Origin of the sequence: Aeromonas sp. R2-1 (assembly GCF_040908425.1) — a bacterium.
GTDB classification, from domain to species: domain Bacteria; phylum Pseudomonadota; class Gammaproteobacteria; order Enterobacterales; family Aeromonadaceae; genus Aeromonas; species Aeromonas caviae.
The window spans coordinates 169231-187838 of the sequence record NZ_JBFODR010000036.1 but is presented as its reverse complement, the minus strand read 5'-3'; the positions used below and the strand labels follow the sequence as shown (position 1 = coordinate 187838).

The window sequence follows — 18608 nt, the reverse complement described above, 5'->3', positions numbered from 1 at the left end:
TGGTGGTCAGGCCTTCAGCCGCTCACGGGTTTGGGCAGCCCGCTCTTGCGCTCGAGCAGGGCGGTCACCCGAGCACTGTCGATGTCGGGTGCGGCGATGAACTGCTCGGCCTCGGGGGAGAGCACCAGCGGCGCCCCCTGTGCCATCTCCGCTTCGGTGCGGGAGAGGGGGGAGTGTACCTCCAGCCAGCGACGACCGTCGGGTTCTACCGCCATCTTGACCGGCTGGTTGATGACCCGGACCGGGGTGCCGACGGGAACAAGACCAAACAGGGTTTCGATGTCATCCGGGCGCAGCCGGATACAACCCGCGCTGACTCGCAGACCGACCCCGAAATCCTTGTTGGTGCCGTGGATGAGGTAGTCCTTGTTGCCATAGCCAAGACGCATGGCGAACTTGCCGAGGGGATTGTCGGGGCCGGGGGGGACCACGGCGGGCAGATCGATCCCCTTCTGCTCCAGCCAGGACTTGCGGACCATGGGGCCGGGCACCCAGGTCGGGTTGGGATTTTTCGCGATGACGGTGGTGGTCATCTCCGGCGTCTCGCGGCCGATGTCACCGATCCCGATGGGCAGCACCATTACCTCCTGCTTGCCCTTGGGGAAGTAGTAGAGGCGAAGTTCAGGCAGGTTGATGACGATGCCTTCTCGCGGCACGTCGGGCAGCAGCATCTGGGTCGGCAGAGTGAGCCGGGTGCCCGGGGTGGGCAGATAGGGGTCTACGCCGGGATTGGCTTCGAGCAGTGCCAGAAAGCCTGTCCGGGTATGCTTGCCGATCAGTTCCAGATGATCGCCAGGCTGTACGATGTAATCTTCCAGGGCGCCGATGAGACGGCTGTCCGCTGGCGGCAGGGGATAGGTGTTGGACCAGACAGGTGCGGCCCAGAGGCTGGCGGCGGCCAGCAGCAGTGAGACGATACGAGTGTTGAACATGGTTGTTCCTATCGGCTGGGGCGAGGGACGGGTTCCCTTCCAAAAAATGAGCAGAGATTGTCAACGAATCCCGCGGGGATTACCAGTCCGGCACCATGACTGCCGGGAGGGCGGTGGCGAGCGCGTCACAGGGTGTCACTGGCCCATCAGGCTCGCCGTATTCACCCGCCGGGAACCGGGTACAGGGTGGAGACAGTGAGCGAGGAGGCGTTGCCGGGTGAAAGTCACTGGCGTTGGGAGGGGCGGGATCGCCGGATGGCGGTTTTATCGCCAGTCGTCTGATCTGCAACGAGATTTACATTGATTTCCCGGCTAGGGTTGGGTCAATATGAGTGCCCGTGGAGAGATGCCGGAGTGGCCGAACGGGATTGACTCGAAATCAATTGTGGCAGCAATGCCACCCAGGGTTCGAATCCCTGTCTCTCCGCCATTTATTCCCCTCAAGCCCGCGTCCGTCGCGGGTTTGTCATTTCTATCTCATCTCTGTCCATCCCCCGCCTCAGCCATCTCCCAATGTCTTTTCCGATTTGAGGCCTGTGGTCATGGGGTAGCGAAGTCTCACCCCATTCTCTCGAATGTCTAATCACCTGATTAGCCACTTGCCGGCCCAGACAGGTCTCCCGGGGTCATCACCAACATGGTGATGGGGAATGGGCCCGCACCTGCAGGGTCATCTGGCCGCCCCCGCGAGCTTAGCCATCGCGATCCTCCTGAGAGGTGCAGAAAGCCTGCGAGTCGATGTGTCCAGAGCTGGCCATTGGTGCTTGGTTTTCTATCCCGCAGCCATCATCAGAGCAACGTGGCTGCGGGTTGGAGACTCATGCCTTGCGGCTGGCGAGCTGGCGAAGGCGCTGGGTGCTCTGGTGCAGACTCTGGTGCTGCACCTCGTTCAGGGCGCAGTGCTTGAGCACGTACTCGGCGCTGGCCACCACCGTCTTCCAGCGCGGTGCCTTGGGCAGGGTGTCGAGGTTCAAGTACTTGTCGAGGGTGCGGGTCTGGGGACTGGAGCGGTCCATGTAGACCCGCCACAGCTTGCTCTTCTCCGCCAGCACTATCTTGCCCTTGCCGGTGCTCTGCTGCCAGGTCTCCAGGGTGAGACGCATGGTGTCCACCAGGGCGCGGCGCAGAGGTTCGTCATCCTGCTGGCGAATGAGATCGTCCGCCAGCGACCTGAACTCCCCTCCCAGCCGGCTCAGTTCCCCCAGCAACTGGCCATCCTCGATGATGGCCTGGCGAGAGAGGCTCTTGAGGGCGTTCTCCAGTGCAGCCATGCGATTGTCGTCCTGGCGCGGTTCTGTGCCAAGGGTCAGCGCATAGGCGTGCTGCCCCCCCAGGTTGATGGGCAGGGCGCGGGCGTTGAGGGTGTCTCGCTGGCCCGCCACCAGGAAGTCCAGCTCCCGCTCCGGCTGCGCGGTCATGTCGGGCCACTGGCTTGCCAGCGGGGTGGCCAGCCACTCGTCCAGCATCTGCCCCTCCATGGCTTCCGGCTCCTGACCCAGCAGGCGCGCCAGGGCCCGGGAGGCAAACAGCACCCCTCCTTGCTCATCGAGGAAGACCATGGGGTCGGCCCCCTCGCCAAGCAGGGCGAGGAGCCGCTCCTGATCCTGGTGCAGTTGCTCCTGGAGCAGCAGACGGTGCTCTATCTCCTGTTTGAGCAGGCGGTTCTCCACCAGGGAGGCGCGCCCGGCGCTGGCCTCCAGCAGGGCTCTCACCCGGGCGAACAGCTCCTCCTTGCAGAAGGGTTTCACCAGATAGTCGTTGGCCCCGGCGTTGAAACCCTCTTCAATCTCCTTGGGCTGGTTGAGGGCAGTGAGCAGCAGCACCGGCAGCTTCTCCTTGGGGTGCTGCTGGCGCAGGCGGCGGCAGACGTCGAAGCCAGAGAGGGTGGGCATCATCACGTCAAGCAGGATGAGATCCACCGGCTCCTGAGCCAGCTTGGTCAGGGCATCGTGGCCGTCGCTGCTGGGCAGGATGCGATAACCGCAGGGCTGCAGGAGGTGGCGCAGTATGTGCAAATTGATGGGCTCGTCGTCCACCACCAGGATGACGGGGGCATCTTGCGGCGGGGGGGGCAGATCCTCGCTCTCCCAGTCCGGCAGGATGACGGGCTGCTGGCGCACCAGCTGGTGCTCTATCTGGCGGCTGTCGAGGGTCAGACTGCCCGCCTTGCCGCTGGCCAGCGGCAGGGTGAAGGCGAAGGTGGAGCCGACGCTCGGCTCGCTCTCCACGAACAGCTCCCCCCCCATCAGGTGCACCAGCTGGCGGGTGATGGAGAGACCGAGGCCCGCTCCCTGCTTGCTCACTTCCGGGCTCATCTGCACCAGGGGCTCGAAGATGTGCTCCAGATGCTCCCTGGCGATGCCGATGCCGGTGTCGGTCACCTTGATGCGCAGGAAGTTGCCCTCCACCAGGGCGCTCAGCACCACCTTGCCCTGGGGGGTGTACTTGATGGCGTTGCCCACCAGGTTGTAGAGCACCTGCTCGAGGCGCTGCTCGTCCGCCAGTACAGGGGGCAGCTCGGCGGGGCTCTTGTCCACCAGGGTGAGGGGCTTGGCTTGCACGAGGTGCTGGCAGAGATCCAGCACCAGCCGGATGACCCCCTTGGAGGAGACCGGCTGGGGGTGGATCTCCAGCTGGCCGTAGCGCATCTGGTGGTAGTCGAGCAAGTCGTCCACGAGGCGCGCCAGACCGTCGGCGCTCTTGATGATGAGGCCGAGCTGTTTCTGCTGCCCTTCGGTCAAGTCCTGCTGGCTGGCGAGCATGGACTCGGCCATCCCCTTGATGCCGTGGATGGGGGTGCGCAGCTCGTGGGAGGTGTTGGCCAGGAGCTCGTCTTTGAGCTTGTCCGCCTGTTGCAGACTGAGGTTCTGCTTGTGGGTCAGCTTGACCTGCTGTTGCAGCTCCTGGGTCTGGCGTTCGATGAGCTCGATCTTGTCCTTCACCGAGCGCTGCATGTGGCGAAATGCCTGTGCCAGCCGGTCGATGTCATCGTCGGTGCGGGGGATGGTGATGGGGTGATCCAGGGCGCCGTCCGCCACCTGTTCGGCGGCGGCGGTGAGGGATCGCAGGGGCGCCGTGATGGAGTGGGAGAGCCAGCGGGAGAAGAGGATCAGCAGCAGCAGTGAGCCTGCCCCCAACAGGATCACCAGGGTCTCGAGCTGGCGGATGGGGGCATAGGCCTCGCTGGTGGAGATCTCGGCGATGAAGGCCCACTCGGTATCGAACACCTTCACCTGGGTATAGGCGGCCAGCACCTCGTCATCGTGGTAGGAGAGGAAGGGGCCGACCCCCTGCTCCCCGGAGAGGGCCTTGATGATGAGGGGGGTCTGCAGCGGTCGGAAGTCGGGGCTGAAGCTGTTCTCCACGCTGAATTCGGGGGCGAGCCAGGCGTTGGCGCGCATCCGCTTGTCCGGGCCGATGAGAATGGTCTCGCCGGTTGCGCCGAGCCCCTCCCGCTCCGCCATGATCTGGTTGAGCTTGTCCGGCAGCAGCTCGAAGATGACCACGCCGCGCACATAGTCGTACTGCATCACGGGAGCGGCGAGGTAGGCGACCACCTGGCCGGTCAGCTCGTTGCGGCCAAAATCGGTGAACTCGAAGATCTGCTGGGGCTTCTGGCCGCCATCGAGGCGGCGCTTGATCTTGGCGAAGGTGTTGCCAAGGCCGCTGGACTGGTAGGGGCCCGAGAGCAGGTTGGTGGCGAAGTTGGCCTGCTTGGTGACCGAGTAGACCACGTCACCGTTGAGGTCGACCAGGAAGATGTCGCTGTAGTTGGATTTGCGCACCATGTCGGCGTAGCCGCGATGGAAGCGCTGGTGGACGCGGCCATACATCTCGTCCGCCAGGATGAGGGCGCTGATGGAGGGCTCTATCTCCACCTGACTGTCAGGTTGTTGCAGCTTGTCCCAGGAGCCCGGCACATAGCGGGCCTGGGCGCGGGCGCGGGCCTCCTGCGGCGTGGTGCCGAGCTTCTCGAAGGCACCGGTGAAACCGTAGAAGCGACCGATACTGTTGCCGGCAAAGTCCTGCTGGGAGAAGTTGATGATCTGCTCCTTGAGGTTGCCGAAGTAGTCTTGCAGCTGGTTTTTCTTGATGTTGCGCACCGAGACCAGATGGTTGGAGGTCTGGGTGGTGAGATCCTTGCCGTGGCTATAGAGGAAAAACAGGGTGACGACCAGGAAGGGCACCAGGCCCAACATGAAAAAAGCCAGCATCAGCTGCGGTCTGAGCCCCCGAGGCCTGAAGTTCCATTTCATCGCATGATTTTCAATTGAGAATCCAGTTACTAAGCGCGATGAGTTTCTGACTAAAGGCTAACTATTTCAATGGCTTTATCTTAAATTCGCTCGTCGGGTCACAGGGAGCGGGGGGATTTTCGACCAAGGCGTCTAAAGGGTGAGCAAACAGCACGGGAAAGGGCTTAAAGTGAGAAAAAAGGGTTGTGCCCGGGCTCGGGGTACGTATAATGCGCCTCGTTGTCAGGCAACTGGCACGCAAGCAGTCATGCGGGAATAGCTCAGTTGGTAGAGCACGACCTTGCCAAGGTCGGGGTCGCGAGTTCGAGTCTCGTTTCCCGCTCCAATACTCCATGGCACCAACCATGGACATCACTCTCAAGGCAATGCCTTGTCAGCATGGCGCGTTAGCAAAGCGGTTATGCAGCGGATTGCAAATCCGTTTAGTCCGGTTCGACTCCGGAACGTGCCTCCATCTTCTCCCTGTTTTCCACGTCACTGACGTTGTCCATCCGCCCTGGCGGCCCAGGATGATGCTTCATTGCATGTCAGTCAGCCGTGAACAACCTTCCCGTTGCCACGTCTTGTGCAGATGTAGATCCATCTCGGCCAATGCCTCGCCCCTGGACCCGGACCTCTCTTCACCCCCCTGTTCTGCCAGCGCGGCCATCTCCTTTATCAGCAGACCGCATTGCCACAGGCTGGCGGTGGGGACCCCGTGATAGGGGATGTCGATGGCATCGTCACGATTGAGCCGCCACTCCTGCCACTGACTCCAGGCGAGCACGCCCAATGCCCCCAGCAGCGCCGCATCTGCAAGTTTCATCCTGTGTTCCCCCGTTCTGGTCCAGTCCCCGTTAACTCTGGAACAGGGGCCGCGTTTTGCCACCTTTGTTGTTTTTTAGTTAAAGAATGTAACCCGGTTTCATTTTTAGGCTTTTAGCCCCATTTTTTATCAAAAAATGGCGCTGTCGGTGTAGTAATCCTACAATGATTGGCGTAATCTTTGTTCAGTGGTCTTACCAGTGAGGCGTTACATCATGTTTCATCCCTTCTCCCTGACTCAGATAATCCTTCGCCGCATCTTCGTCCTGATGGCGGGTCTGCTCGCCTTCCCGGTGATGCTGTTTCGCCGGGATCGCGCCCGTTTCTACAGCTACCTGCACCGCATCTGGAGCAAGACCAGCACCAAGCCGGTCTGGCTCAAGATGAGCGAGCGAGGGGAGCGGATCTTCTACTGATCCTCCCCGTGACGCCCGCTTCACCCGGCGCCAGACTGGCGTGACAGGCAGGGCGCACCTCCCGATATAAAAAAACCGACACCCTGGTGTCGGTTTTTTTATGGGGCTCGAACCGCCACCGGCCTTGTATCCATGGCTGGTCCACGTTGTCTCTTGTCTCTTGTCTCTTGTCTCTTGTCTCTTGTCTCTTGTCTCTTGTCTCTTGTTTCTGTGGGCGACCCTTTATGCCGCAAATGCCAACGCATTCTCAGCCGCGCCCGTGCGACATGACGGGAGGAAGGGCTGGCGGTACTCAGGGCGCTGGCCCCAGGGTGGCCAGCGCCGCGCGCAGACGGGCGAGGCCGATGGGCTTGAACAGGCAGTCGTTCATGCCGGCGGCGAGGCAAAGCTCCCGCTCGCGAGGCTGGGCATGGGCGGTGAAGCCCCAGACGGGCAGGTCATGGCCAAGGGCACGCAGGCTGCGTGTCAGCTCGAAGCCGTCCATCACCGGCATCTGGCAGTCGGTGATGACCAGATCGAAGGGGTGGCTGGCGAGGGCGCGCAGGGCCTCCAGGCCATTGCTGCGTACACTGACGTCGTGTCCCAGGTGCTTGAGCTGCTGGCGCAGCAGGATCTGGTTGGCGTGATTGTCATCGACCACCAGGATATGCAGCCGATGGGGGAGGGGTTGAGCCTGGTGGGGCTGGGGCGCCGGCATTGCCGTGATCGGGGCGGGGGGTTGCTGGGCGAGCGTGAGGGGCAGTCTTATCTCGAGGCGGGTGCCCTCGCCGACCTGGCTGTGAACGGCTATCTCCCCCCCCATCATCTGGCACAGGATGCGGGCGATATTGAGGCCCAGCCCGCTGCCGGGGAACTGGCCCTGGCCGTGGGCGCGATAGAAGGGGGTGAAGAGCCTGGGCAGCTTGTCCGCGGGAATGCCGGCTCCGGTGTCGGTGATGGTGAGGTGCAGCACAGGAGGCTGCTCGCCCCCGGTCAGGGTGGCGGTGATGGCGACCCGGCCCTGCTCGGTGAACTTGATGGCGTTGCCGATGAGATTGAAGAGGATCTGGCGCAGGCGAAGGGGATCGATCAGCACCCTCGGCATGGGGGTGTCGGGCAGCCTGACCTCATATATCAGTCCCTTCTGCTCGGCCATGCCCGCAAAGACCCGGGTGACGGACGAGAGCAGGGGGGCGAGATCGCAGGGGGTGGGAGTCAGGGTCATCTGGCCTGCCTCTATGGAGGCGATATCCAGGCTGTCCCCCAGCAGATCCAGCAGGCCGTTGGCGGAGTCGGCGGCGATGCGCAGCAGCTCGCCGCTGTGACGGCTGAGAGCGGGATCCTCGGTGGCCAGCTCCAGCATGCCGAGGATGGCGTTCATGGGGGTGCGGATCTCGTGGCTCATGGTGGCGAGGAAGTCGCTCTTGGCTCGGCTGGCGCTGTCGGCCTGCTGTTTGGCCTCGCGCAGCGCCTCTTCCAGCCGTTTGCGGTCCGTGATGTCTATCCAGCCGTCGATCACCCCGCTGATGGCCCCCTCCCCGTCGAAATAGGGCACCATCCAGTGATAGATGTCGCTCTGGGTGCCTCTGTGATGGAAGAGGCGATCCGCAAAGATGGGCTGCCCCTCCTGCAATACCCTGGCAAAGTCCTGCTCCAGCACGGCGATGCTGCCTGCATCGAGCACCCCTGACAGCCCCTGGGCGAAGGGCTGACCCAGGATGGCCTTTGGCTCGGCGCCGAGCTGGGTCAGGTATTTGCTGTTGCACAGCAGCACCTTGCCGCTCTTGTCCCGTACGACGATGGGGTGGGGCAGGCTCTCCCCCAGTGCCCGGATGAACCTGACATGGGCCTCCAGTTGCTGGCGGGAAGCCTGCTCGGCGCTGGCCATCCGCTTGAACATGCGGTTGCGATAGAGCAGCACCAGCGCCAGGGTGAGGAGCCCCACGAACACCAGGTAGACGATGTGGGCGTGGCGATCCATGAAGCCGGGCACCGGCAGTTTGCGGTTGCGCCACTCGTAACTCATCATGGCGAGCTCGTTGGGGGGGATGGCGAGGATGGTCTTGTCGAGGATCCCCATCAGCATCCCCTGTCCGGGCAGGCTGGCAAACCCCATCCGGATCGGCTCGTCATCGGCGGGGCCGGCGATGCGCAGCGGGCTCTGGGGATCATTGTCCAGCGCATGGCGGGCAAAATAGAGGGGCACGATGGCGGCATCCACCCGCCCCTGGGCGAGCACCTCCATCGCTTCTGCGGCACTCTCCACCTGGGTGATGCGGCTGCCCTCCAGTCTCTGTGCGAGGGGCACATGGCGCGTCATCGCCACCGTCTTGCCCGCCAGACGCCGGATGGTGTCGATCCCTTGTCCCTCCTGGCGGGTGAGGATCACATAGATGTTGTCGGTGGCGTAGGGCACCGAGGTGCGCAGCCCGTAGTGTTCGGCCACCTGCTGGGAGATGGCGCCGATGAGGTCGATGGCGCCTGACTGCATGGCTTTTGCCAGCTGACCCTCGGAGTCTGCCCGCACGAACTCGAAGGTGAGGCCGGTGCGTGTGCGGATCTTGTCCAGCATGTCCACCGTCATGCCGACCAGCTGGCCGTCATGATCCAGGGCGCCATAGGGGTAGAGGTTGTCCATCAGCCACACCCTGATGGGGGGCGCTTGCCGCATCCAGGCCCGCTCGGCGGCATCATAGAGATCGGCGCTTCGCTCGTTCATGTCGCGGATGGGCCCGTTCCACTGGGTGAAGAGGGTGTTGCGCGCCCGGTCGTCGATGGCCGCCAGCCCCGGTTGACCAGGCTGAGCAGGGCGGGCTCGGTGGCCGGGACGGCAAAGCGGAACTCGGCAGGCGCCAGCTCGGGCGGGGCCTCGCCCCGCTGGCGAAGGTTGTCGAAGCGCTCGCTGTTGAGGTAGTGGGTGGCGTGGGCATCCCCCAGCAGGATGTCGTCGCGGCCGAAGAAGACCGCATCGAACGCCTCCATGTTGGAGGGATAGGTCACCAGGGTGAGAGTGGGGTAGTAGTGGCCAAAGCGCGCCCTGTCTATCTGATCCCGGACGGCGGCTACCCGCTGTCCCGGTGTGAGCAGTGCCCCCCGATAACGTCTGGGCACGGAGAAGACGAGGGGGCTGCTGAAATAGGGGTTGCTCAGGCGGATCGCCCGGGTGTCACTGTCCGCCAGGGTGAGATTGCCGAGGCTGGCGAGGTGTATCTCCCCCCGTGCCAGGGCACGGAGCAGGTGCGCCTTGTCGGGGAAGGCGCTCAGGGCAACGGGTTTGTCCAGCATCCGGGCCAGCAAGTCGATGTAGTCGGCACTGAGCCCCTCGACGCGCTGGCGAGCGATCATGGTGAAGGGGCGGTAGTCCTCTTGCAGGATGCCGACCCGCAGTTGGGACTGCTGGCGCAGCCATCCGAGCTCCGCCTCCGACCAGCGGGGAGGCAGCGGGGCGGGATCGTAGCGGCTGTGCAGGGTCAGGGCCTGCACAGGTTGAAGGCAGAGCAGACAGAGCAGGATCAGTGTTCGATATAGGTTCATCTAGCCACCCGACGCGACAGCCATCCCTGCCAAGCCTCATCCAATGGCGGCCATTCTACCGGAAAATGGCTATAACGAGTCCGCTATTTCTCCACGCGCGTCGGCGGCAGCACGGCAAGCAGGGCGGCCTGGCCGCCCCGCCCTCAACCGAACTGGTAGGCCCCCATGTAGAGGCTGCCGTAATCCCAGCTGTCGTGCAGCTTTCGGGGTCTGTCGGCCCCCGCCGCGCCGAGCGCCACAAACAGGGGGCGCAGGTGATCGTCATGGGGATGGGATTCCACCGCGCCCGGCGCCCGGGCCCGGTAATCTTCCAGCGCTCCCCTGTCTCCCTCTGCCATGGTCTGCTCCAGCCAGCGGGCAAACTGGCTCGCCCACTGGGGAACCGGCGAGCCGTCCGGCCCGAGGGCACGGAGGTTGTGGGTGATGGCGCCGGAGGCGAGGATGCCGATCCCTTGCTCGCGCAGCCCCTGCAATGCCTCCCCCAGTTGCCACAGCTGGGCCGGGGTGAAGCTGGCCGGGATGGCGATCTGCACCAGGGGGAGTTCACTGTCCGGATCCATCAGGGAGAGGGGGGACCAGACTCCGTGATCCAGCTCGCGGCGCACCGGGGTGGCAGGCAGACCGGCCAGCAGCAGCTGATCGCTCACCGCTTCCTGCAACCATTGCGGGCTCGTCGCGGGCCAGCGGATCTGGTAGAGGGGCTCGGGGAAGCCGTAGAAGTCGTACATCAGGGCCGGGCTGGGCTCGACGTTGATCTGCAGCTCGCTTCGGCTGAACCAGTGGGCCGAGATCACCACCAGCCCTCTGGCACCCTCGAGGCGCAGTTGCTTCAGGAACCGGGTCGCGGGCTGATCGCGCAGGACCAGATCCGGGGCGCCGTGGGAGATGAACCAGACAGGGGCGATAGACATGACAGACTCCATATGCGTTGTGCCGATGCGCGCGGCGCACCGACAACCCGAGGCCAGGGCGACATGCCGCTGACGATGTGGTCATTATCTGCCCCTATTGATGGGTTAACAATCAGGCTTTATGGATAAGCACTCTTCACTTTTGGTTGATAGTCTGGCATCAGGGCGAGGGAGACCGGGGCAGAAACGACAACGCCGGCGCAGTGCGCCGGCGTTGTGATCAGGGTCCGTCGGACGTGGCCTCTGACGGGATGCCCCGCAGCACCACCGCCAAGATCAACGCGGGCCCAGTGCGGGTTTATTGAATGCCCAGCAGCTCCACGTCGAAGATGAGGACTGAGCCCGGCGGGATCTTGCCGGCGGCTCTGTCGCCATAGGCCAGGTTGGCGGGGATGTAGAAGCGGGTCTTCTCCCCTTCCACCATCAGTTGCACCCCTTCGGTCCAACCCTTGATCACCTGGTTGAGGCCGAACTCGATGGGTTCGCCACGGGCGACGGAGCTGTCGAACACGGTGCCGTCCAGCAGCTTGCCCTCGTAGTGCACCTTCACCTTGCTGGTGGCGGTGGGGTGAACGGTGCCGGTGCCCGGGGTCAGCACTTCGTACTGCAGGCCGGAGGCGGTGGTGGTCACCAGGGGTTTTTCCTGGTTGCTGGCGAGGAACTCGGCCCCCTTGCGCACGTTCTCTTCCGCCAGCTTCCGGTTGTTGCTGCTGGAGTAGAAGTAGTAGGCGGCGCCGGCGATAAGAAGGGCTATCAGAATGAATTTCATCGGTTTTTCCTGTTCCTTGAAATCAGAGTGCAATGAAGGGGCATCTTATCCCAGCCGGGGAGGGAGGGCGAGGGGGGATGCCGGAGGATGTGACCGGACGGGCAAGGCACCGGGGGCATGATGCCCCCGGTTCGGATTTACTTGACGGCCACCATCATCAGGGCGGGCAGGGCGAAGAAGAGCCCGGCCACGTAACCCAGCGCCAGCAGCTTGTTCTCGCTGCCGACCCGGGCCAGGGTTTCGGCGGCCTTGATGGGCAGCTCCCGCAGGAAGGGCACGCCATAGATGAGCGCCACGGCGAAGACGTTGAACAGCACATGCACGAAGGCGATGCTCAAGGCCAGCTGGGCGCCGGCGCCGCTGATGGCGGTGGCCGCCAGCAGGGCCGTGATGGTGGTGCCGATGTTGGCCCCCAGGGTGAAGGGGTAGAGCTGACGGGTGTTGAACACGCCGCCGCCCGCCAGGGGGATCATCAGGCTGGTGGTGGTGGAGGAGGACTGTACCATGACGGTCACCAGGGTGCCGGAGGCGATGCCGGTGAGCGGGCCACGTCCCAGCGCCTTGTGCAGCAGCTCCTTGGCACGACCCACCATGACCCGTTGCAGCACCTTGCCAAGGGCGGTGACGCAGAACAGGATCAGCAGAATGCCGATGACGATGGTGGCGATGGCGGGGCCCTTGCCCGGCAGGAAGGCGACGGCGCTGTCGATGAGATCCAGGGAGGGGGAGATGAGGGGCTTCATGAAGTCCATGCCCTTCATGGACATGTCGGCGGAGCCCAGCAGCAGACCGGACAGCCACTCGGCACTCTTTTGCAGCAGACCGAACATCAATTCCAGGGGCAGGAAGATGAAGACGGCCAGCAGGTTGAAGAAGTCGTGCACGGTGGCGGCGGCGAAGGCGCGGCGAAACTCGCCCCTGTCACGGATATGGCCGAGGGAGACGATGGTGTTGGTGATGGTGGTACCGAGGTTGGCCCCCATCACCATGGGGATGGCCATGCTCATGGGCAGGCCGCCCGCCACCAGGCCGACGATCACCGAGGTGACGGTACTGGAGGATTGCACCAGGGCGGTGGCCAGGATGCCGAGCAGCAGGGCGACGAAGGGGTTGTTGGCGAAGGCGAAGATCTGGGCCGCGCCCTCGGCGCCGCCGGAGAACCCTTTAAAGCCGTGTGAGACGGCGCCAACGGCGACCAGGATCAGGTAAACAAAGGTGATCACCGCGAGCCAGTTGAACAGGGGGCCGGTAGCGCGGGTCTGCGGGGATGACGGTTTGCTTTGCATGGTGCCTCTTGGGACGTCTGCGTTGAATTGGACGGGCGCATTACAGCAGTGCTCTATGACAGAAATATGACAAAGTGACACTTTGATGATGATTTGATGACAGGGGGCTCGGGATTGGCGGGCCAGATGGGAGTGTAGTGATTAATTCTGATTGTTTTGTTGTTTTAAGTGAATTGGTCTGTCGAATGTAGGGATGCGTTAGAAACTGACGGACGGGGTGCCATCCACTGGTGGATCCTGTGCCGCCACTCAGTCAATGGGAGTAGACTGCCTCGTCATTTAATCAGTAATTGCGAGTCTGTCATGAAACATTGGTCCCTTCTTCTCCTGCCCCTGGCGATGGCCTCTCTCTCCTCTCATGCCGCCGTGCTGCCCTCCGATTGCAGCTCCAAAGACGTGGCGATCGGCTCGGCCGTCAACAGCGCGACCGGGGTCAACAGCCATTGCTCCGCGCAGAGCGCCAAACAGCGTGTGGACAACGCGGTCAACGATCCCGCTGGCTATGCCAAGCGCAAGGCGGCCCAGGCCACCGGCGTGGATGACGCCTACTACAAGGCCAAGAACACCCAGCAGCGGGTCGAGAATGCGGTGGACAATCCCGGTGACTACGCCAAGCGCAAGGCCGCCGAGGCTGCCGGTGTGGGCGAGACCTACAACAAGGCGAAGAACACCCAGCAGCGAGTCGAGAACGTGGTGGACGATCCCGCCAAGGCGGCGGGCCGCGCCGTGCTGCGCAAGACGGGCACCTACTGAGGGGAAACCCGGCAGAAGGCGATGCGTCGTGCAAACAAGAGAGGGGAGCCCGTGGGCTCCCCTCTTTGCATCTTGCGATCGAGATGGCTTACTGGCCGTCGGCCGCTTCCTCGTACTGACGGAAGGGGATGCGGAACACGGCGAGGCGCAGGAAGAGGTAGGTGACCCCGATCCCCGCCCAGATGAGGCCAAGCTCCAGGGAGCTCTGCTCCAGGTTGATCCAGAGGGCGCCGATGGTGGCGGCCCCCAGCAGCGGCAGCACCAGGAACAGCAGGTGCTCCTTGAGGCTCTTGTTGCGCTTCTCGCGCACCCAGAACTGGCCGATCACCGAGAGGTTGACGAAGGTGAAGGCCACCAGGGCGCCGAAGTTCACCAGGGCCAGGGCCATGTCCAGATCGAAGGAGACCGCGGAGAGGGCCAGTGCCCCCACCAGCAGCACGTTGATGGCCGGGGTGCGCCAGGTGGGGTGGATATAGCCGAACACCCGCTCCGGGATCATGCGATCGCGTCCCATCACGTAGAGGATGCGCGACACGCCGGCGTGGGCCGCCATGCCGGAGGCGAGCACGGCCGCGGTGGTGCACACCAGCACCACGCTCTGGAACAGGGTGCCACCCACGTAGAGGGCGATCTCCGGCAGCACGGCGTCCGGCTCCTTGAAGCGGGCCAGATCCGGGAAGAAGAGCTGCAGGCTGTAGGAGACGGTGACGAAGATGATGCCGCCGATGAGGGCCGTCAGCACGATGGCGCGGGGGATCACCTTGCCGGCATTCGGGGTCTCTTCGGAGAGAGAGCTCAGGCCGTCGAAGCCCAGGAACGAGAAGCAGAGGATGGTGGCGCCGGTAAACAGCGGCAGCATGCTGGCAGACTCCACATGGAACGGACGGCTGCTCATCAGGGTGCCGGCCCCTTCACCGTGACTCAGGCCCCAGGCGATGAGGCCGAGGAAGGTGACGATGATGGCGATCTGGATGAAGACGATGAAGCCGTTGAGGTTCGCCACCAGCTTGATGCCGCGCAGGTTCAGGAAGGTCATCACGGTCACCAGACCGAAGATGAAGATCCAGGGCTCCACGGTGGGGAACATGGCGGTCAGGTAGATCTTGGCCAGCAGGATGTTGATCATCGGCATGAACATGTAGTCCAGCAGGGAAGACCAGCCCACCATGAAGCCCACGTAGGGGTGGAACACCTTCTGGGCATAGGTGTAGGCGGAGCCTGCGGACGGGAAGCGGCGCACCAGGTGGCCGTAGCTGAACGCGGTCAGCAGGATGCCGCCGAGCGCCAGCAGGTAGGCGGTGGCCACGCGACCATCCGTGATGTCACCGACGATGGCGAAGGTATCGAATACCGCCATGGGCGTGAGGTAAGCCAGACCCATCACCACGACCTGGAACAGGGTGAGGGTCTTGAGCAGCTTGGCACCGGCCATCACGCTTTCTCCTCTGCACAGGCCCCGTGGGCGAGATGGGACGGGATCAGGGACGCGGGAACGCGTCGCTGGACACAGGGGGCGCCCATCTGTGGCACAGATGCGTGGCGCACGCCGGCGGGGACCGGCAGGAAAGCAGTGAAATGCCCCATGTTTTTCCTCACAACGTCGGGAGATTGCTTGGCAATCTGGGTATCAATTCCGGCACATGGCCGGCCTCTTGGTGAATGGTGGTGTGCCCCAGAAAAGCAAAGAACCGATGTTGTTGAAACATCGGCTCTCAAGGGGCGCCGTATTGTGCCCTCAGGGGGGGGAGGAGACAAGTGAAAAAGGCCGTCAGCGGGGAATTTGTTCCCCCGGTGAGCGATCACTTCGCCACCGCTGCCGAAAAGTCGATGACAACCTTGTCATCAGGCGGGGCCCTGCTTTGCCGCCATGCGAAACCGGCGCCCTGAGGGCGCCGGTTTTGCTCAGGAGGCGTCCTGCTCGGGGCGGCCGAGGCGGACCCGGAACACGGTGAGGCGCAGCAGCAGGTAGATGGCACCGAGGGCGGCCCAGATCAGCCCCAGCTCGAAGGAGGCGGGCTCCAGGTTGAGCCAGAGCACCCCGATGCAGGCGGCGCCGCACAGGGGCAGGGCGAGGAACAGCAGGTGATCCTTCAGGGTCTTGTTGTGACCCAGCCTGAGATAGAAGTGGGCAATCACCGCCAGGTTGACGAAGGTGAAGGCCACCAGGGCGCCGAAGTTGATGAGCGCCAGCGCCATCTCCAGATCGAAGGCCACCGCCGAGAGGGCCAGCATGCCCACCAGCAGCACATTGAGAGCCGGGGTCTGCCAGGTGGGGTGGATGTAGCCGAAGACGCGGCTCGGCAGGGCGCGATCCCGGCCCATCACGTAGAGCAGGCGCGACACCCCGGCGTGGGAGGCGAGCCCCGAGGCGAGCACCGCCACCGTGGTGCAGACCAGCACCACCGCCTGGAACAGCTTGCCGCCCACATAGAGGGCGATCTCCGGCAGCACCGCATCCGGCTGCTGGAAGCGGGAAATGTCCGGGAAGAAGAGCTGCAGGAAGTAGGAGACGGAGATGAAGAGCACGCCGCCGATGAGGGCGGTGAGCACGATGGCCCGGGGGATCACCCGATCCGCGTTCGGGGTCTCCTCCGACAGGGTGGTGATGGCGTCAAACCCGAGGAACGACAGGCAGAGGATGGAGGCGCCGGTCAGCAGGGGATTGATGTGCATCTGCTCGGAGAAGAAGGGGCGGCTGCTCGCCACCGTGCCGAGGCCCTCGCCGTGGCTCACGCCCCAGGCGATGAGGCCGATGAAGACGGCGATGATGCTGAACTGCATGATGACGATCAGGCTGTTGAAGTTCGCCACCAGCTTGATGCCCCGCAGGTTCAGGAAGGTCATGACGGCGGCCAGGGCCAGGATGTAGGTCCAGGGGGCCACGCCGGGGAAGAGGGCCTCCATGTAGATCTTGGCCAGCAGCATGTTGATCATGGGCATGAACATGTAGTCGAGCAGGGAGACCCAGCCCACCATGAAGCCCACATAGGGGTGGAACACCTTCTGGGCATAGGTGTAGGCGGAGCCTGCCGAGGGGAACTTGCGCACCAGGTGGCCGTAGCTCATGGCGGTGAACAGCATGCCGATGAGGGCGAGCAGGTAGGCGGTCGGCACATGGCCTTCGGTGATCTCGGTGACGATGCCGAAGGTGTCGAACACCGCCATGGGGGTGAGATAGGCCAGCCCCATGATGACCACGTGCCAGAGTTTCAGGCTTTTTTTCAGACCGGCGGGGTGCGGGTGCATCAGGCGATCCCCCGCAGGCAGGCTGACGGGATCAGGCTGACGGTGAGGTCATCCTGCACGGTGGGGGCGCCAGTCCGGGATGCGGACGGATGGCGCAGACCGGCGCGGGCCGGCAGGAAAGCGATGATATGCCCCATGGAGTTCCTCACTAAGAAGCGGGTGTCGTGAGATGGCGTGCCACCTCGTTATCATTTCCGGTCTGTTCCGGCCTCGTTATGGATTTGTTTGGCGCAAAAAAAGAACCGGGCTCCGATGAGCGGACGGTCCTTGAATACGGCGGCGCATTGTGCATTCGTGATGCCCCCTTGACAAGCATATCAAGGGAGCAAAAACGCATTTTTTTGCACGTGGGCGAACGCGGTCTTCCGGATCAGGCCAGGGAGGCGGACAGGGCCTGCTCCAGCAGGTCGAGCCCCTCGTCGACGATGGCTGCCGGGGCGGTCAGGGGAGCGAGGAAACGGATCACGTTGCCACGCACGCCGCAGGCCAGCAGCACCAGCCCCCGCTTGCCCGCCTCGGCCACCAGCCGCTTGGTGAGATCCGGGTCCGGTCTGGCGGCATCCCCCTCCTTCACCAGCTCCATGGCCACCATGGCGCCGGGGCCGCGGATGTTGCCGATGCAGTCAAACCGTGTCGCCAGCTGGTGCAGGCGTGCCTTGATCTGCTCCCCCTGGGCCAGGGCCTTCTGGTTCAGACGCTCCTCCTCGATCACCTCCAGCACCGCCAGGGCGGCGGCGCAGGCGATGGGGGAGCCCGCATAGGTGCCCCCCAGGCCACCGGGCTTGGCGGCGTTCATCACCTCGCTCTTGCCCACCACGGCAGAGAGCGGGAAGCCGCCGGCCAGGCTCTTGGCGAGGGTCATGATGTCGGGTTCGACACCGCTGTATTCGGTGGCGAAGGTCTTGCCGGTGCGACAGAAACCGGTCTGGATCTCGTCGCAGATGAGCAGGATGCCGTGCTGGTCGCACACCTGGCGCAGGCGCTGCATGAAGCTGGCGGAGGCGGGGTAGAAGCCCCCTTCCCCCTGCACCGGCTCGATGATGATGGCGGCCACCCGGGTGGGTTCAATGTCGGCGCTGAAGCAGAGATCCAGCGCGGCCAGGGCATCGTCTTCACTCACTCCCAGGTAGTCGGCGGGGAAGGGGAGGTGATAGACCTCCCCCGGGAAGGGGCCGAAGCCGGTCTTGTAGGGCACCACCTTGCCGGTGAGGGCCATGCCCATCATGGTGCGGCCGTGGAAGCCCCCCTTGAAGGCGATGGTGCCGCTGCGACCGGTGTGGGCGCGGGCGATCTTGATGGCGTTCTCCACCGCTTCGGCGCCGGTGGAGAGGAAGAGGGTGCGCTTGGGGGTGGGGCCGGGCACCAGGGCATTCAATTTTTCCGCCAGCTCGATATAGCCGGGGTAGGGGGTGACCTGGAAGCAGGTGTGGCTGAACTTCTCGAGCTGCTCGCGCACCGCCGCCACCACCTTGGGGTGGTTGTGGCCGGTGTTGAGCACGGCGATGCCGGAGGCAAAGTCGATGTAGCGGTTGCCCTCCACGTCCCACAGCTCGGCGTTGTGCGCCCGGTCGATGAAGACCGGCAGCAGGGTGCCGACCCCCTGGACCACGGCCGCTTCGCGGCGGGCCTGCCACTGCTGGTTGTTGCTTGAATGACTCATCTTTCCTCCCTGAGGGGCATGGGCCCCGCTATTCCTGTGCCATCTGGCCATATGTGTGCCGC

14 protein-coding genes and 3 tRNA genes are annotated in these 18608 nt (G+C 63.9%); 5 read left to right on the top strand and 12 right to left on the bottom strand.

Features of this window, described 5'->3' with window-relative positions; translation table 11 throughout:
- Positions 1 to 14: 14 nt before the first annotated feature.
- Positions 15 to 932 (bottom strand): L,D-transpeptidase family protein, encoded by a 918-nt coding sequence (locus tag AB5Y80_RS14120; protein WP_039039321.1) that lies wholly within the window; start codon positions 930 to 932, stop codon positions 15 to 17.
- 340 nt (positions 933 to 1272) lie between these two features.
- Between AB5Y80_RS14120 and AB5Y80_RS14115 the strand changes: the two genes are divergently transcribed.
- Positions 1273 to 1362, top strand: a tRNA-Ser gene (locus AB5Y80_RS14115).
- 388 nt (positions 1363 to 1750) lie between these two features.
- Here the strand turns inward: AB5Y80_RS14115 and AB5Y80_RS14110 are convergent.
- Complete coding sequence (locus tag AB5Y80_RS14110) at positions 1751 to 5188, bottom strand: ATP-binding protein (RefSeq protein ID WP_368173088.1); 3438 nt, start codon at positions 5186 to 5188, stop codon at positions 1751 to 1753.
- A 249-nt stretch (positions 5189 to 5437) separates the two neighbouring features.
- Here AB5Y80_RS14110 and AB5Y80_RS14105 point away from each other — a divergent pair.
- Together AB5Y80_RS14105 and AB5Y80_RS14100 are read left to right on the top strand one after the other, a co-directional pair.
- Positions 5438 to 5513, top strand: a tRNA-Gly gene (locus tag AB5Y80_RS14105).
- A gap of 55 nt (positions 5514 to 5568) precedes the next feature.
- Positions 5569 to 5642 (top strand) — tRNA-Cys (locus AB5Y80_RS14100).
- A 63-nt stretch (positions 5643 to 5705) separates the two neighbouring features.
- Here the strand turns inward: AB5Y80_RS14100 and AB5Y80_RS14095 are convergent.
- Positions 5706 to 5993: a hypothetical protein gene (locus AB5Y80_RS14095; RefSeq protein ID WP_139700576.1), complete on the bottom strand. Its 288-nt coding sequence runs from the start codon at positions 5991 to 5993 to the stop codon at positions 5706 to 5708.
- Between the two features lie 214 nt (positions 5994 to 6207).
- Between AB5Y80_RS14095 and AB5Y80_RS14090 the strand changes: the two genes are divergently transcribed.
- The gene (locus AB5Y80_RS14090) at positions 6208 to 6408 is read left to right on the top strand and encodes a YbfA family protein (RefSeq protein WP_010673543.1); all 201 of its coding nucleotides are present in this window, start codon (positions 6208 to 6210) and stop codon (positions 6406 to 6408) included.
- 292 nt (positions 6409 to 6700) lie between these two features.
- Here AB5Y80_RS14090 and AB5Y80_RS14085 read toward each other — a convergent pair whose 3' ends face one another.
- From AB5Y80_RS14085 to AB5Y80_RS14065, 5 genes are all read right to left on the bottom strand, one after another.
- On the bottom strand, positions 6701 to 9106 hold the full coding sequence (locus AB5Y80_RS14085; RefSeq protein ID WP_368173087.1) for a response regulator: 2406 nt from the start codon (positions 9104 to 9106) through the stop codon (positions 6701 to 6703).
- Positions 9103 to 9921 carry a transporter substrate-binding domain-containing protein gene (locus AB5Y80_RS14080; RefSeq protein ID WP_368173086.1) on the bottom strand — a complete coding sequence of 273 codons (819 nt, stop codon included), beginning with the start codon at positions 9919 to 9921 and terminating at the stop codon, positions 9103 to 9105. The genes AB5Y80_RS14085 and AB5Y80_RS14080 overlap by 4 nt, the downstream gene beginning before the upstream one ends.
- Before the next feature lie 143 nt (positions 9922 to 10064).
- Complete coding sequence (locus AB5Y80_RS14075) at positions 10065 to 10832, bottom strand: class III extradiol ring-cleavage dioxygenase (RefSeq protein WP_041213317.1); 768 nt, start codon at positions 10830 to 10832, stop codon at positions 10065 to 10067.
- A 298-nt stretch (positions 10833 to 11130) separates the two neighbouring features.
- Positions 11131 to 11601: an FKBP-type peptidyl-prolyl cis-trans isomerase gene (locus AB5Y80_RS14070; RefSeq protein WP_010673545.1), complete on the bottom strand. Its 471-nt coding sequence runs from the start codon at positions 11599 to 11601 to the stop codon at positions 11131 to 11133.
- Between the two features lie 137 nt (positions 11602 to 11738).
- Positions 11739 to 12887, bottom strand: a complete 1149-nt coding sequence (locus tag AB5Y80_RS14065) for a Na/Pi symporter (protein WP_323918111.1) — start codon at positions 12885 to 12887, stop codon at positions 11739 to 11741.
- A gap of 303 nt (positions 12888 to 13190) precedes the next feature.
- Between AB5Y80_RS14065 and AB5Y80_RS14060 the strand changes: the two genes are divergently transcribed.
- Positions 13191 to 13640, top strand: a complete 450-nt coding sequence (locus tag AB5Y80_RS14060) for a hypothetical protein (RefSeq protein ID WP_127464653.1) — start codon at positions 13191 to 13193, stop codon at positions 13638 to 13640.
- A gap of 88 nt (positions 13641 to 13728) precedes the next feature.
- Here AB5Y80_RS14060 and AB5Y80_RS14055 read toward each other — a convergent pair whose 3' ends face one another.
- From AB5Y80_RS14055 to gabT, 4 genes are all read right to left on the bottom strand, one after another.
- Positions 13729 to 15072, bottom strand: a complete 1344-nt coding sequence (locus AB5Y80_RS14055; protein ID WP_039039328.1) for an APC family permease — start codon at positions 15070 to 15072, stop codon at positions 13729 to 13731.
- Positions 15073 to 15542: 470 nt separating this feature from the next.
- Positions 15543 to 16886: an APC family permease gene (locus tag AB5Y80_RS14050; RefSeq protein ID WP_041214747.1), complete on the bottom strand. Its 1344-nt coding sequence runs from the start codon at positions 16884 to 16886 to the stop codon at positions 15543 to 15545.
- The gene (locus tag AB5Y80_RS14045; RefSeq protein WP_010673549.1) at positions 16886 to 17023 is read right to left on the bottom strand and encodes a hypothetical protein; all 138 of its coding nucleotides are present in this window, start codon (positions 17021 to 17023) and stop codon (positions 16886 to 16888) included. Before AB5Y80_RS14045 ends, AB5Y80_RS14050 begins: the two co-directional genes overlap by 1 nt.
- A gap of 233 nt (positions 17024 to 17256) precedes the next feature.
- Positions 17257 to 18546, bottom strand: coding sequence for a 4-aminobutyrate--2-oxoglutarate transaminase (gabT, locus tag AB5Y80_RS14040; protein ID WP_010673550.1), 1290 nt, complete (start codon positions 18544 to 18546; stop codon positions 17257 to 17259).
- Positions 18547 to 18608 lie beyond the last annotated feature (62 nt).